The organism is Anaerobiospirillum succiniciproducens DSM 6400 (assembly GCF_000482845.1).
GTDB classification, from domain to species: domain Bacteria; phylum Pseudomonadota; class Gammaproteobacteria; order Enterobacterales; family Succinivibrionaceae; genus Anaerobiospirillum; species Anaerobiospirillum succiniciproducens.
In genome coordinates this window covers 71769-88256 of sequence record NZ_AXWV01000016.1, presented here as the reverse complement: position 1 = coordinate 88256, position 16488 = coordinate 71769, and the positions used below count along the sequence as shown (strand labels likewise).

General features: G+C 41.9%; 9 protein-coding genes. 7 read left to right on the top strand and 2 right to left on the bottom strand.

What is annotated here, in order from left to right:
- Window positions 1-680 precede the first annotated feature (680 nt).
- A complete protein-coding gene (locus H524_RS0102255) occupies window positions 681-2174 on the top strand; it encodes a tagaturonate reductase (protein ID WP_044121281.1) in 1494 nt (497 codons plus the stop codon).
- 168 nt (window positions 2175-2342) lie between these two features.
- Here the strand turns inward: H524_RS0102255 and H524_RS13790 are convergent, their stop codons facing one another.
- A complete protein-coding gene (locus tag H524_RS13790) occupies window positions 2343-3206 on the bottom strand; it encodes a helix-turn-helix transcriptional regulator (RefSeq protein WP_052338852.1) in 864 nt (287 codons plus the stop codon).
- Window positions 3207-3821: 615 nt separating this feature from the next.
- Here H524_RS13790 and H524_RS0102245 point away from each other — a divergent pair.
- The 5 genes from H524_RS0102245 to H524_RS0102225 all read left to right on the top strand — a co-directional run bounded on the left by H524_RS0102245 (window position 3822) and on the right by H524_RS0102225 (window position 12816).
- Complete coding sequence (locus tag H524_RS0102245) at window positions 3822-6326, top strand: glycoside hydrolase family 31 protein (protein WP_027939061.1); 2505 nt, start codon at window positions 3822-3824, stop codon at window positions 6324-6326.
- A 431-nt stretch (window positions 6327-6757) separates the two neighbouring features.
- Window positions 6758-7825, top strand: coding sequence for a TRAP transporter substrate-binding protein (locus H524_RS0102240; RefSeq protein WP_027939060.1), 1068 nt, complete (start codon window positions 6758-6760; stop codon window positions 7823-7825).
- A gap of 13 nt (window positions 7826-7838) precedes the next feature.
- Window positions 7839-8360, top strand: coding sequence for a TRAP transporter small permease (locus H524_RS0102235; protein WP_027939059.1), 522 nt, complete (start codon window positions 7839-7841; stop codon window positions 8358-8360).
- On the top strand, window positions 8360-9661 hold the full coding sequence (locus tag H524_RS0102230; RefSeq protein WP_027939058.1) for a TRAP transporter large permease: 1302 nt from the start codon (window positions 8360-8362) through the stop codon (window positions 9659-9661). Before H524_RS0102235 ends, H524_RS0102230 begins: the two co-directional genes overlap by 1 nt.
- 476 nt (window positions 9662-10137) lie before the next feature.
- Window positions 10138-12816 carry a glycoside hydrolase family 31 protein gene (locus tag H524_RS0102225; RefSeq protein WP_027939057.1) on the top strand — a complete coding sequence of 893 codons (2679 nt, stop codon included), beginning with the start codon at window positions 10138-10140 and terminating at the stop codon, window positions 12814-12816.
- A 334-nt stretch (window positions 12817-13150) separates the two neighbouring features.
- Here the strand turns inward: H524_RS0102225 and H524_RS17245 are convergent, their stop codons facing one another.
- A complete protein-coding gene (locus H524_RS17245) occupies window positions 13151-13324 on the bottom strand; it encodes a hypothetical protein (protein WP_156907514.1) in 174 nt (57 codons plus the stop codon).
- 847 nt (window positions 13325-14171) lie between these two features.
- Between H524_RS17245 and H524_RS0102215 the strand changes: the two genes are divergently transcribed.
- A complete protein-coding gene (locus tag H524_RS0102215) occupies window positions 14172-15659 on the top strand; it encodes a UxaA family hydrolase (protein WP_027939056.1) in 1488 nt (495 codons plus the stop codon).
- The last annotated feature ends 829 nt before the right edge of the window (window positions 15660-16488 follow it).

Genomic DNA, 16488 nt, shown 5'->3' with positions numbered 1-16488 from the left:
ACGCCGATGGTAGTGCAACGTACGATTGTGCGAGAGTAGGTCATCGCTAGGTTTGATTTCAAGAAGAAACCGCCCACGAGGCGGTTTTTTCGTATCTGCACCCTCCAAAATTTCATCTTGCCCAAGCAAAAATCCAATCCATCATCAGCTAAGATAATAAACAAGCCTATACTCATTCAATCAATCAATGCGCAACAGTAATACGCGCAATATTCTATCTATTACGGCTAGTCTCACCATACACCATCACGCCTAGCTTGAGCCTTAGATCTATAAGAGAGCTGCGAAGAGTACATCCGAATACGCAAAAATCTTTAGCCTTTTGGTGTACGCAAAGAACTTACCCTGTTTGGGTACGTAAAGAACTTACCCTTTTGGGGTACGCACAAGTCATACGCATTTGTGGCGTGTGTAGCCTAAATGATTGTTAGCGTGCTATCACAAGTACTCTATAGGATACCTTGTATTAGCGCTACGTCTACATTAGAACATATGCTTGACGCGATCCCTGTAATTACATGGTATATTTGATTTATTCAATTGCAACTGATTGATCGTGAGAGCACTTAGTACTGCGGTAAGACTATATTTATCGCAAGACTTATTTTGCAGTGGCTATGTGCCTAATTATTGTGTCTCAATAAATTTGTTTAGCGGTCATTGAGAATAATAGAGGCTATATGCAGAAGTTGAATCTTTCTTCAAAGGGTGAGGCTGCGTCTTCTCTTCCTATTCGTGCCATTCAGTTCGGCACTGGTAATTTCATCCGTTGCTTTATCGATTGGATGATCTATAAGACCAATGAGCAAGGCCTTTTCAATGGTCGTGTACTTGCACTGCAGTGCACTCCTCATGGCAACAGTGTTCCAAAGCTCAAAGAGCAAGATTGCCTCTTTACTACCGTGCTCAATAGCTACGTTGATGGCAAGGCTTGCCAAGAGATAGATTTAGTTAATGCGATTGCTGACGTTAAGAACCCATACGATGAGTGGGAATCAGTACTGTGTGCTGCAACTGATGAGAACGTTCAGTTCATCTTCTCTAATACCACTGAAGCAGGCATTACCTTTAGCGAGGAAAGCCCATTTAATACTGACGTTTGCCCTCAGTCATTCCCTGGTAAGTTAACTGCTATGCTCTTTGAGCGTTTCAAGGCTTTAAAGGGCAATGCTAAAGCAGGATTATGGATTGTTCCATGTGAGCTCATTGAGGATAACGGCTTAGAGTTAAAGCGCATTGTGCTCAAGCATGCTGATGAGCAGAACTTAGGCGATGAGTTTAAGGCCTATGTTAATGAGCAATGCCGCTTCTTAAACACCTTAGTTGATCGCGTAGTTTCAGGCTTCCCATATGCTGAAAAAGAGCAGTATAACGAGAAGTTAGGCTACGAAGATAAGCTCATTAGCTGCGGTGAGAAGTTCCACTTCTTAGCAATTGAAGGTGGTGCTGACGTAGCTGAGGCTCTGCCATTTGCTAAGGCTGGTCTTAACGTTGTAGTAGCTGATGATATTACTCCTTACCGTGTACGTAAGGTACGTATCCTCAACGGTGCTCATACCGCTAATGTACCTGCTGCAGTTCTCTCTTTATTAGAGACTGTGGATGAGATGATGGCAAACGAGGTAACTGGTAAGTTTGCTCGTTCAGTTATCTATGACGAGATCATCCCTTCATTAAAGCTCGACAAGGATATGTTAGTTAAGTTTGCAGACGACGTAGTAGCTCGCTTTAGCGATCCTGCACTGCATCATCAGCTCACTGACATCTTAATGAACTGCACTTCTAAGATTAACGCCCGCGTTATCCCAACTATCTTAGATGCAAGAGCTAAGGGCGTGCTGCCAATGAAGCTGTGCTTTGCTTTAGCAGCCTATATTGCTCTATATAAGAATGCCACACAGGTGCCTGTTGTTGTACAGCTGTCCAATGGCAAGACCAAGGAGTTCTACGATGACGCCTATGCTGTAGATGTCATCTCAAGTGCTTGGACTCATTATCGTAAGAATGAAGCTTCTGCTGTATTCGTAGTACAGGCTGTGCTTAGCGATAGCAAGCTCTGGGGCTGCAACTTATCATCAGATATCGATTTAGTTGTCATCACTTCACGCCTGCTGCACGCCATCATCTCTGATGGTGCTATGGCCACTATGCGTGATCTGCTCGAGCACTACTAATCAGCATTAAATTAAGACAAGGTTAGTATTTTTCTAATCCTTGATACACAAAGCCCCGCTCAGACTATTTTGTGCGGGGCTTTTCATTTTCAGCTGAGATAAATGTAAAAAGCTGTCTTGAAATAAGTTTTAACTAGCGCTAGTTGTCATGCTGGGCTCTTATCCTTGTTAGATGACAATGGTGGTCGTAGCTTGATCAAGTTTTTCTTTGGCATCGCGATCCTTGCGAACATTAGTACAGAATTTCTTGGGAGTTATGCCATTGTTTTTACAAAAGACGCGTTCAAAGTGAGTGAGACTTCCAAAGCCGACTTCAATTGCGATTTCTGTAATGCTCTTATTACTTTCGATAAACAACCTTTGAGCGTGCAATACACGAATTTTGTTAAGGTACTCTACAAAGCTACAACTAGTGAAGCGCTTGAACTCGCGGCATAGATAGGATTTAGAGATGAAAAAGCGCTCACTAAGCTCATCTAAACACAGATCTTTAAAATAGTTTTGATGCACAAAGCTTATAACACTAGCCATCTTCGGCTCACTCAAGGCGCGATGGGTGTTAGTTTGGTTGCGCACAATGGTTATGAGTATGAGCTGTAGCAGAGAGTTCATCACTTCTAAACTCATAAGCTGAGGTTTATCTTGTTCACATATGAGCTGACAAAGCTGTCCATAAAATAGTTTTTGTGTGTCTTCATCATCAATAGAATGAGGCGATAAGTCGTTTACAAAGAACTCTTTGAGCTCTGTTGATATAAGCTCAGGCTGGAAGTACAAGACTAATCTAGAAAAGCGTACACCATCATCAGAGTAGGAGTGATGCATGGTGAAAGGCGGAAACACAATATAGTCATGAGCTTTGAGTTGATATGAGGTATTGCCGATCACCACTTTTCTTTCGCCTTGCTCTAAGTAGTACAGCTCATAGTAGTTGTGAAAATGACTTTGCATTACATTGTCATTTACTGAGCAAATACGTTCGGTAGCAATTGACTTACCGTTTTGCATATAGATTGCGGCGTTATCGATCATGCTCAATCCTAATATCAACATATAGTGTTGACTAAACTAGCCTATTTGTTAGTAGTACGATATTGACCCATAGATTGCTATGTTAAATGTGTAAATTATAGCTAAAGGTTTGGCAGGTCTATATCTATAGACATTTATAAATACCAAATCTATCGCATTTATAGCATTACAGAATAATATGAGCACAAAATTGTGAGATATGTCTAAATCTAGTTAGCAGTGCAAGAAATGTTGAAAAATGCCAAAATCAGGGTAAGAAAAGTGGGGCATTTTATCAGGTTAATCCTTAAGATTAAAAGCGTTCATTAAGAGCACATGTTGGTTTAAGTGCTTTTAGAAAAGAAATGAACCTGCTGAACAGGCATTTTCTAAAGTGCGATGTGCAAGCCATCAACCATCACCATCAGCCATTAGCTGCCAGCAATCAACCATTAGCTATCAGCTGCAGCAATCAGCCATTAACCATCGGCCATCAGCTGCCCGCAATCAGCCAATAGCTGTCATCTGTTAGCCATTAGCTGTCATGTGTCAGCTGTCAAGCGGCGGTTAGCTGAGCAATTTAATGCTGTCTTTATGGTTTGTGGTGCTAAAACTTTTAATCTGACGGAGAGTGACATGAGAGTATGTACTAAGGCTTTATCTTGCGTTGCTGTAGATAATTACTATGTAGTAACTACTGATTGTGATCTGCCAATTCGCATTTACTTCATGACGAAGGATATTGTACGTATTCGTGCAGGCTTTGACGGCGACTTCCAAGAGAGCTCATATTCTTTAGTGACCACCGCCTGGCCAAGCGTCACTGACGAGGTATTAAAGGACTATCGTAAGCGTGTTGAGGTGGCAGTTAGCACTTTAGAAGAAAACGATAACGAGTACGTACTGCGCTCCGAGGGCTTAATTGTCAAAATTGCCCGCGATCCTTATCAGATTACTATTTGCGATCAAAATGGAGAAGTCCTGCATCGCGATTGTGTTGACTTAGCTCTTCAAGAGGACAGCAACAAGCGCCGTATTCACGTAAGTGAGATTGAGCCTACTGATGGATTCTATGGTTTTGGTGAAAAGAGTGGTGAGTTTAATAAGCTTGAAGCTTTTATGACCATGTCACCAACGGATGCTATGGGATACAACCCTCAGAAGACTGACTCACTGTACAAGCACATTCCTTTCTATGTGAAACTTAGCAAGAAGACTGGTCGTGCTTGTGGTTACTTCTACCATAGTTCTTGTGAATGCGATTTTGATATGGGTCGCCGCAAGAGCAATTACTGGCACATGCACTCTACCTTTAGAGCAAACAGCGGCGATATCGACTTGTTCTTCATTAATGGCCCTGAGGTTTCAAAGGTAGTTGAGCGTTATACCGATCTGACTGGTAAAAGCGCCATGCTGCCAAAGGCTGCCTTAGGTTACTTGGGCTCCTCAATGTACTACGCTGAGCTAGATAAGAACTGCGATGTAGCCATTGAGCAATTTATTAACAATGCCCATGAGGAAATGATGCCAATCGATGGCTTCCAGCTGTCATCTGGTTATTGCACAGCCATGACCTCTGAAGGCCTCAAGCGCTGTGTATTCACTTGGAATGATGAGCGCTTTGCTGATCCTAAGGGCTATTTTGAGACCATGGATAAGCTCGGCATTGTGGTCTCTCCAAATGTCAAGCCAGGTGTATTGTGCGTACACCCTCGCATTGAAGAGATGAAGGAGAAGAATATCTTCGTGCTTGATGAGCATGAGGATAAGCCAGCTGTTGGTACTTGGTGGGGCGGTAAGGGCTACTTTGCTGACTTTACTAAGGAGAGCACTCGTAGCTATTGGAAGCAGCTGCTTAAAGATCATCTGTTTAGCTATGGCTGTTATAGCATTTGGAACGACAACTGCGAGTATGACAGCTTAGTCAACAAGGATGCGCGTATCCACGTTGAAGGCTTAGGTGGCACTATTGGTGACTATAAGTCAGTCATGAGCAATATCATGTGCCACATCACTATTGAGGCCTTACGTGAGTTCTATCCAAATAAGCGTCCATTTGTTGTGTGCCGTTCTGGTCATGCTGGTATTCAGCGCTATGCTCAAACATGGTCAGGCGATAACCTTACCTGCTTTGAGGCGCTTAAATACAACATTGGCACTATGCTGGGCATGTCTTTATCTGGTGTGGCTAACCAAGGTTCAGATATTGGCGGCTTTTACGGTATTGCTCCAAGCAAAGAGCTCTTTGTAAGATGGGTACAAAACGGTATCTTCCAGCCTCGCTTCTCCATCCATTCAGTTAATACCGATAACAGTGTTACTGAGCCTTGGATGTTTAGCGATGTTAAGCATCTCATTCGTGATGCAATTAAGCTGCGCTATCGCTTAAGCCCATATTTATACTCACTGATGTATCGCGCTCATGAGACTGGCTTGCCTTACTTTAGCCCAATGCTCATGGAGTTCCAAAATGACGTTGCTGTTCATGATGAGCAGTTCAACTTCATGCTCGGCTCAGCATTGTTAGTGGCTAATGTCTTAGAGGAAGGTCAGCAAAAGCGCACTGTTTATTTCCCAAAGGGCGAGCGTTTTTACGACTTTAACACCTTCGAGTGTTTTAACGGCGGCGACACTAAGAGCTTTGATGTTTCTTTAGAAAGCATCCCAATGTTCATTCGCTCAGGTCAGATTATTCCACTTGCTGCTCACGATATTAGTAATCTACAGACTCAGCAGGTACGCTCATTAGAGATTATTTGCGCTCCAGATAAGGATGGCATGTTCTGTATGTACGAGGATGATGGCAAGTCAAATGACTACCTCAACGGTGCCTATCTCAAGACCAATATCAAGATGAGCGCTGGCGATCTGACCAAGATCAGCTTTAACTACGAGGGTAATTACACCTCTTCAGTTGAAGACATCAAGCTTACCGTGATTCACAAGGGTAAATGTCCATTCTACGTAAATGTTGATGGCAATAAGCTCGAGCACTTCTTAGTGCGCTCTCACTTTGAAAAGGCTTCAAGCGGCTGGTACTACTCACAGAGCCGTCAGTGTGTTGAGGTCAAGTATCCAAACATTAAAGAAGATTATGAGGTAGTTATCTCATACGAGCCGTTTGACATGATTGGCATGTAAAAGCCAATCGAGCCGTTTGACATGATTGGCATGTAAAAGCCAATTGTGGGCCAAAACCGCAATTTTATTCTGCTGCTTAGGCTAGTTTCAGTCGTATTTATTTAGACCATCTTGTATGCAGTAAACCAAAGCTAAGGGTATTTAAATCAAGGGGGATGGTGCTCTTGCTTATATGTTCAATGCCTACAAATGGAGTCTGGCTTTAAGCCTAAGCTGCCACGAAGTTTATTAACAATCAACAAACTAAGAGTAATCAACAAACTAAGAGTAATCAACAAACATGGGTTCAAGGCTTTAGCTGAGAGCTTAAGGAGTTTGCACGCCCAAAATTTCCTAGAAATACAAAGCGTGTGGTGTTTGTCGTACAAACTGATAAATGAGGCTCAAAGGCCTTGTTTTTCAGTTTTGTACGCTTTTATGAGGATTGACTGATGAGAAAACTATGGCATGCGCTGTCCTTGTCGACTGCTGCAATCGCTTTGTCTGTGTCGTTAGGCGGTTGTACCGAGCAATCAGCTAGCACATCAACTGAAGCTACTTCAGAACGGCCAATGATCCTAACTCTTGCTCATGGCTTATCTGAAACACATACAGTGCATATTGCTATTTCTGAGTTTGCCAAAGAGCTAGATGAGCGTACCAATGGTCGTATCAAAGTCAGAATCTTTGCTAACGGTCAATTAGGATCAGAGCTTGAGCAAATGGAGCAGGTAATGGCAGGCGTTATCTCCATGACTAAGGTCGCCTCTCCAATGCTAGCAACCTATGATGATTCATATCATACCTTTGGTCTTCCATACATCTTTAATGATACTGAGGACTTCTACAAGACCATGGATGATCCTCTGATGTATGACTTCTTTAAGTCTAGCCACGATAAGGGCTTTGTTACCCTAACTTATTACACCTCTGGCTCTCGTTCTTTTTACACTGTAAATAAGCCAATTCGTACCCCTGCTGATTTAAAGGGTATGAAGATTCGTGTTCAGGATATGAAATCACAGACCGAGATGGTATCAGCCATGGGTGGTACTCCAGTTGCGATGGCTTACGGTGATGTGTTCACCTCCTTACAAACTGGTGTGATTGATGGAACTGAGAACAACGAAACAGCTCTGACCTTAGGTAAGCATGGTGAAATCTGTAAGGTTTACTCAACCGATCAGCACGCCATGATCCCAGATGCTTTAGTAATTTCATCCAAGGTATGGGACAACATCAGCCCTGAGGATCAAAAGATCATGGTAGAGGCAGCTCGTAACTCTACAGTGATGCATCAGGGAATTTGGGATAAGTCTGTAGAAGATGCCATTGCTGAAGCTAAAGCCAAAATGGGTGTTACTTTTATCAATGATATTGATAAAGAGGCTTTTAGACAGGCAACTGCAGATATGTTGGTTAAGTACTCAAAAGAGTACGCCGGTGTAGAAAAGATGCTTAATCTCATTGACACCATCCGCAGCCAAAATGCCAAAAGTGACGCTGCATCAGTCAATTAAGGAGGCCTAAGTCATGTATCAATTTTTAGTTAAGACTAAGGCTGCTATCAATTTTGTCTTGTCTACTTTATGTACTGTGTTATTGGTCTTCATGACCTTCTTGGTTATTTGGCAGGTGTTTACACGTTATGTGTTAAATGACCCAGCATCATTTACTGAAGAGTTAGTGCGTTATTCACTTATCTGGACTGGCTTTATCGGTGCAGCCTACGCCTTCTCAACTAGAGAGCATATGGCACTTACTTTCCTGCGTGACAAGCTCGATGAGTCCAATATTAAGCGTCTAAAGGTTGCTGTGGATGTAGTGATCTTATTGTTTGCGCTGGCCATTTTAGTTATTGGCGGTACCAAATTAGCCATTGCTGCTTCTATGGAGTACTCAGCATTATTGGGCTTCCCACGTTCTTTAGTGTATTCCATGGCCCCAATTTCAGGCGTGTTCATTGTGATCATTCAGATCATCAATATCTACGAAGATGTCACCGGAGTTAGCCTCTCTAACAAACAAGATACTCAAACTAAGGAGGACAAGTAATGTCTATTGCATTAACGGCAGTTATATTATTCTGCATGTTCTTCATACTACTTGCTCTGAGCGTACCAGTTAGTGTCAGTATTGTCTTAGCATCAGTAGTTACAGGCTTATCCACTTTAGGTTGGGATCAGCTAAGCTTCATCATCATGCAAAAGATGAATTCTGGTGTAGAAAGCTTCTCCTTGCTTGCTGTACCTCTGTTCATTTTGGCTGGCAATATCATGAACAATGGCGGTATTGCACGTCGCATGATTAACTTTGCCAAACTGTTCTGCGGCTTTATTCCTGGCTCTCTTGCTCAGACTAACGTGCTTGGCAATATGCTCTTTGGTTCTCTTGCTGGTTCTGCTGTAGCTGCAGCTTCAGCTATGGGCGGCTCTATTGCTCCTATTCAAAAAGAAGAGAAGTACGACATGGCTTTTGCCACTGCCGTAAATATTGCCTCAGCTCCAACAGGTCTGTTAATTCCTCCAACCTCAGCTTTCATCGTGTACTCAACTGTAGTTGGTGGCGTATCAATCTCAGCTCTGTTTATGGCAGGCTATGTGCCAGGTATCTTAATGGGTCTTGGCGTTATGCTGGTAGCCTATCTGTATGCACGCTCTAAGAAGTACCCAACCACAGGTATTGTTCCAGCTAAGGTAGCTTTAAAAGTTACTTTAGATGCTCTGCCAAGCTTTGCCTTAATTGTCATCGTAATTGGCGGTATTGTCTCTGGTGTCTTTACTGCAACTGAAGGCGCTGGTGTATGCGTAGTCTACTGTTTAGCGCTCTCTTTTATTTACCGCTCAGTTACTCTCAAGTCATTGACCAAGATCTTAGTAGATAGCGCTTGCGTATCTGGCATCATCTTATTCTTGATCTCAGCTTCTTCAGCTATGTCATGGGTGATGGCTTTCTCTGGCATTCCAAGTGCCATTGCAGATGCACTGATGAGCTTTAGTGATAATAAGTATGTAATTTTCTTACTTATTAACATCATTCTTCTGGTCATTGGTATGTTCTTGGACATTACACCAGCGATCTTAATCTTTACTCCGATCTTCTTACCAATTTGCACTTCACTTGGTATGGATCCAGTGCACTTTGGTGTCATGCTGATCTTTAACATGTGCTTAGGCTCTATGACTCCTCCAGTAGGCTCTGTACTGTTCGTTGGCTGTGGTATTACCAAGATGTCAATTGAACGTGTTAGCGCCATGTTAGTGCCATACTTCATGGTGTTAATCGCAATATTGCTCTTAATCACTTTTGTGCCAGATGTGTCACTGTTCATTCCTAAGATGATGGGGCTCATGTAAATAAAGATCTAAACGCTAATTAAATAACAAAATAGTGAAGGCGCTCCATTGAATAACTGATCTCCAACAGAGCGCCTTCTTTCATAAAAGCATTCATTGAAAAAACTAGATCCATTCCTTACTTGTTTCTTGTTTATTGCATGGCAATCTATTGCCTGTTTATATAGCGACTTCTTCACATAAAGTTCTTTGAGTTAATAAGCTCTTGCAATTAATTTAAAGACTTTAAGCATCAAGCAGCTGACCGATAGCTCTTAAAAACTTTAAGCAACAAGCAGCTGACCGATAGCTCTTTAAAACTTTCAGCAGCAAGCAGCTGACCGATAGCTCTTAAAGAGTGTTGCGCTAGAGAAAGAACAGCAATAAAAGCGCTACAACAGCGTTTAGTTGTTAAGCATGTGACAGCACAGCAGCTATACAAGAATATGAACAAGGCTCTTGGACTAGTTTCATATTAGTCAGACTTGGTGAAAACCATGATTGTTAAAGATTTTGAGCGCTTATATGCAACTGACAATGGCTTTGTGGTTGCTTGCAAAGAAGCTTTGATTAAGCTTGTCTTCTTAACTGATGATATTGTCCGTATTCGCGTAAGTTTTGATGGCCGTTTTGAAGAGCACTCCTATGCTTTAGTTACCACAGCATGGGATGATGATCTTGATGAGCTGTTTAAAGATGAGCGTAAGCGTATTGAGGCTGTAAAAGTAGAGCCTGCAGTTTTAGATAAGAGCATTGAGTTTGAAACTAAGTCTATTAAGCTTATTCTCAATAAACATCCACTTTCTTTCTCTATGCTCGATAAGCAGAGCAATAAGGTTGTTTACTCTGATCTTAAAGAGCGTGCTTATGAGCAAGATCATTTAGGTCGTCTCTTCCACTACAGTGCAATTGATCCAAAGTATGATCACTTCTTTGGTTTTGGCGAGAAAACTGGCCACTTAGACAAGAAGGGCAGCCATATGCGTACTTGTCCAAAAGACGCTATTGGCCATGATCCAGAGTTTGGTGAGCCACTTTACAAGCACATTCCTTTCTATTTACGCGTCAATGAGTTAACTAAGTCATATGTGGGCTTGTTCTATAACAATAGCCATGACTGTGTCTTTGACATGGGCAATGAGCGCAGTGGCTATTGGGATCCTTATTGCTACTATCAAGTTGATGGCGGTGATATCGATCTTTTCTTAATCAATGGTCCAAGCATTAAGCAGGTAGTAGAGCGTTATACATATTTAACTGGTACTACCACTATGCCTACTATGCAGTCATTGGGCTTTACTTCATCAACTATGTACTATGCAGAGCTTGATAGTCATTGTGATGAGGAGATTTACAAGGTAGTAGACAAGCACTTAGATGAAGATCTGTACATAGATAATTTCTGGCTAGCAAGTGGTTATAGTGCAGGTGAAAAAGACAAGCTTAGATACACCTTCAACTGGAACCATATCCGTTTCCCTGATCCAAAGGCTTTTTTTGCTACCTTAAATAGCAAAGGAATCAACGTTATCCCAAATTTAAAGCCTGGCGTATTGATGGGACATCCATATAAGCAGTACTACATTGATGCCGATGCTTTAGTGAAGGTAGCTGCAGACAAAGATAGACAGCCAAAGTTTGACCATAATGTAGCCATTGACGGAACCTTATGCTGCTCTGAAGATGTTGCAAGCAATTTAGCTGTTGATAAGAACTACATTGGTCGCTGGTGGGGTGGCCCTGGCTATTTTGTCGATTTTACTGGACCAAAAGGCCGTAATGCATGGTCACATTTACTTGAGGAAAACATCCTCAAGATGGGCACCAAGACCGTATGGAACGACAATAACGAATTTGACGGTGTTGAAGATCGCAATGCTTATGTATGCGCAGAGGGTCGTGGCGGCACTATGGCTGAATACAAGCCAATTCAGTCATTAATGATGGCTTATACAGGCAAGCAGGCCATTGCCAATGTCTATCCAAATGAGCGTCCTTACATCATCAACCGTGCTGGTTATTCTGGTATTCAGCGTTATGCTCAGGTATGGGGTGGTGACAACCTTACCGATTGGCGTACCTTGAAGTTTAATGTAGCAACCATCTTAGGCATGGGCTTAAGCGGTGTTGCTAACACAGGCAGTGATATTGGTGGCTTTGCCGGACCTGCTCCTGAAGGTGAGTTACTGCTGCGCTGGATTCAAAATGGCATTTTCCAGCCACGCTTTACCATGAACTCAGCTAACAATGACAATACTGTAACTCAACCTTGGATGTATGGTGAGTACTTGCCTCAGATTAAGCAAGCTTATGCTTTACGCTATTTTTACTTAATCTACTTGTACTCCTTAATGCGTCAGGCAAATTTAACTGGTGAGCCAGTATTGCGTCCTCTGTTCTATGAGTTTGAGCATGATTTACAAGCGCTAAATGATCGTAACCTCACTTTCATGTTTGGACCATATGTATTAGTGGCCAATGTTCTTGAAAAAGGCCAGAGACAGCGTCCAATTTACTTACCATCAGGTCATACTTGGTATGACATGAATGACAATTACAAGGCCTATGAGGGTGGTCAGACTATCTACTATGAGGTAGATGATGATTCTATTCCTATGTTCTTAAAGGACGAGGCAATCTTAATTGCAAGCAAAGACATTAAGCGCATTGTCTTTGACAAAGTTAAGACCTTAGATATCACTGTTGCAGCAACTAAGCCTTTAACTGCTGCAGCAACAGGACTTACAAGTGCTGAGCAGTTATTAAAATATCAAAGTGAGCATAATCAAGGTACTTTCTACTTTGATTACTACGAAGACGATGGACACACCAAAGACTTTGAAAAAGGTGTCTATGCTAATACTCGCATTAGTGTCAGCACTGGTGAAGTCATGGAGATTAACTTTAAGAAGACTGGATCATATGAGCACTCTTACCAAAAGTTAAATCTTACTGTGCTATCTCCATTTAAGGGTGCTTTATTCGTAAGCTGTGCAGGTGTGCAGCTCAAGCGTTATTTAGTGCCTGATGAGTTTGATAAAGCCGAGAGTGGTTGGTATTACAACCTGTCAAGTCGCACCATTCAAATCAAGTGCGACCGTGCTAAGTCAGATGACTACTCTGTTATTGTTTCTACCAAGAACTTTGATCTTATTGGTATGGAAAACAACGGCTAAAGCTCAGCTTACATAGCAAAGAACGGCTAATACCAGTTCACATAGCAAAGAACGGCTAATAACAGTTCACATAGCAAAGAACGGCTAATAACAGTTCACATAGCAAATACCTCAAACCATACAAAGTCGTCTAAGAGGTGTCTATTGATGCTATTGCGCATGAATAGATGCTTTTTAGGCGGCTTTTTTTGATCTAAGGTTTTGATCCGTTTATGGATCATCCACAACATGGGCGGGCGCTGCCATATTTGAAAAGGCTCAACATTAAGTAGAAGTGGAGCTTGTAAACTTAAAGCTTAGATCCCAAACTGCTTTTGCATTGTTAGATGGATGTCTATTTGTCAGTCTTATTTGTGGTTTCTTTATTACTATTGCTTGCTTGTGCTCTTTGGGCAGCCTTGGCATCGCGCTTTTGCTGTAAGAAACGCTCAATAGCATCAGCACGATCGACGTACTTGCTGTTACCGCTAGTGTTCTGAGATACCTTTGAGATGATATAGGACATCATGATCGTTACTTCCTCATAGTTTTAGCAAATGGTGGTTGCATATAGTTAGAGCAAAGGATGCTTGCATATTGTTTGAGCACAGGATGCTTGCATATTGTTTGAGCAAACGGTGGTTTCATTGTAGTGACAAAGCATAGCAGCATGACAGCTACTGACAAAAATTGTTAACTCAAAATCGCGTATGAATCACATTCATGCAGTGGATTACGTCAATTTCAGTTGATGGATTTTATTTAAGGCAGTATCAAGGGAGCGCGTCTTAGAGAGCTGATTTTTTACAGCCGAAAATTGTGATGGAGGTTAAAAAACTAGTATCTTGATTGTGTAAATTGCACCATCGATGGATAGAGCATAATCAGGCAAAAAATAAATATTGTATACTTCCATACTAGTAGGTTAGATAAAAGTTCTTTAAGCCTATAGTGCATATACATCGCATCTATAGTGCATTACAACAGCAAACATACATAAGGAAGTAGCCATCTGGCTACAAGAGGTAAGGTTTGGCTCAAGCGTTAATCGCGCTTACATAAAAACGCTTGAGCTGAACTTTTTAGCTGTAATGCATTGCAATGAATTGGCGCTTACTGCCCATGAGCTTAGTCATGTACTCGCCCATAAGCTAGTCATGTATTTGCCCATGAGTTTATGCATGTACGCGCTTGGCTATTTTGCTAGGTTGGGACCTAAGAGCTTTTATTTATCATGCATGACAAGCCGCTGTTACTTTTGCTGCTAGCTATTGGTTATTGCAAAAGGTGCTTGGGTTGTGATGCGTTGACCTTAGGATAGATGTAGGCACTTTGAATACTTAGGTATTTGAAAGACCCTCAATGAGGTATTGCTAATGAATGCTCTGGTAATCAATGATCGTGATAATGTGGCAGTGGCTCTGCAGGATTTAACTGCTGGTCAAGAGATTGTTTTATCTGATCGTAAAGTTATTCTGTGCGATGACATTACTCGCGGTCATAAGTTTGCTTTAGACAATATCAAGGCAGGCGAGCCTATCATCAAGTATGGCTACTCTATCGGTAACGCAAAAGTTGATATACCACAAGGCTCCCACATTCATAGCCACAATTTAAAGACAGCTTTAGATGGCGTTAAGGACTATAGTTTTGACAAGGTAGAGGAGGCTAAGCTTCCTCATGTAGAACGTACCTTTGAAGGCTATGTGCGTAGCAATGGTGATGTAGGTATTCGTAATGAAATCTTCATCATTCCAACAGTATTTTGCGTAAATAACATTGCACGCGTACTCGAGAAGTATGCCAACGACCGTATTAAAGAGCTCAACATTGATAATGTTGATGGCGCTCTGGCGCTTACCCATCCATACGGCTGTTCACAGATGGGAGAGGATCAAGAGAGTACACAACGCGTACTTGCCTCATTATCTAAGCATGGTAACTGCGGTGGAGTCCTCGTTTTAGGTCTGGGCTGTGAAAATAACAATATCAATGTTTTCAAAGAGTATTTAGATCTCGAAGATGACCGCATCGTCTTTTTAAATACTCAAGACTCAGATGATGAGATTGACGATGGCTATCAGCTCATTGATGAGCTTATTAATAAAGCAGCTAAGTGTCAGCGTCAGAGCGTACCTTTATCTCGTCTGCGTATTGGTCTTAAGTGCGGTGGTTCAGATGGCTTGTCAGGTATTACCGCTAATCCGCTTATCGGAAGACTTAGCGATGTAGTTGTTGGTGCAGGAGGAACTTCAGTAATGACTGAGGTGCCTGAGATGTTTGGTGCTGAACAGCTACTCATGAATCGAGCTAAGGATAATGCCACCTTTGAAAAGTGCGTTAACCTCATCAACAACTTTAAGAATTACTTTATCTCACATGGACAGGTAGTATCTGAAAACCCAAGCCCAGGTAACAAGGCAGGTGGTATTACTACCTTAGAAGATAAGTCTTTAGGCTGTGTACAAAAGGGCGGTAGTGCCTGTGTTTCAGATGTACTTTGCTATGGCCAAATGCTCAGCTCTAATGGACTTAACTTACTCGAGGCTCCTGGCAATGATGGTGTAGCCTCAACTGCCTTAGCTGCAGCAGGCTGTCATTTAGTGCTGTTCTCAACAGGTCGTGGTACTCCATTTGCCACAGCTGTGCCAACAGTAAAGATCTCTACTAATAGCGAGCTTTATCAAAAGAAAGGCGCTTGGATTGATTTTAATGCAGGCTCTATTGTTGAGGGTAAAGACTTTAAGACCCTCACTGATGAGCTCCTTGATTATGTAATCGAAGTTGCCTCAGGAAAAATGACCAAGTCTGAAAAGATGGGCTATCACGAGATCGTCATTTGGAAAGATGGCGTCACCATGTAAGTCAACGAATCTGTTATCTTGAGTTTGTAGAGGGCCGCTTTTTAGCGGCCTTTTTCCGTCTAAAGCACACGCACCTGATTGCTAAGCCTATAGCACACGCCCCCGATTGCTAAGCCTATAGCACACGCTCCTGATTGCTAGGCCTAAAGCCGGTGCTTGCAAATGTCTGTACTAAAGCTAAAAGCACTTGAGTGTTGGGACTAAAGCACACGCAGCCGATTGCTAGCCTAAAGCAGGTGCTTGCAAATGTTTGGGCTAAAGCAAAAGCACCCGATTGCTATGTCTAAGGAAAGTCTTTGCAAAAATTTGCAGTACTGTTTCATAAAGTAGAGCAATAGAGTGTAGTTTTTTAGGTTTATGTAGTCTAAATTTGGTGCATGCTAGTGGAGAGCATGGTTCTATTTGTTACTGCATCTATCCGTTAAAATAGGTATCAATGGCCTACAAATGACCTTAAAATGAGCTCTTAGTAAACATGATTTGGTATAGGTTTATATAGTGGATAAATGTATGCACTTACATATGAAATAAAATATCTAAGAGCGTGATGCAGTTTGCAAAATCATGGATATAATTACAGCAAAAGAGAGCAATCACAGTCTGTTTTTATTCGTTTACATAAGTCACTGGTTAATTAAGTTGCAATGCCACTTTTAGGTATTAACAAGCAACTTGTGCTCATACCAATTCTCAATTCATTGCGTAAGTACATGGAGTAGATGCAAATCAAGCGCACAACTCTATGTTTAGGATTTATCGAGTAGAGCCTCAATCACTACTAAGCTATTTGACATAAATAATGGCAGCTCGTCTCTTCATGGTTTGCCTT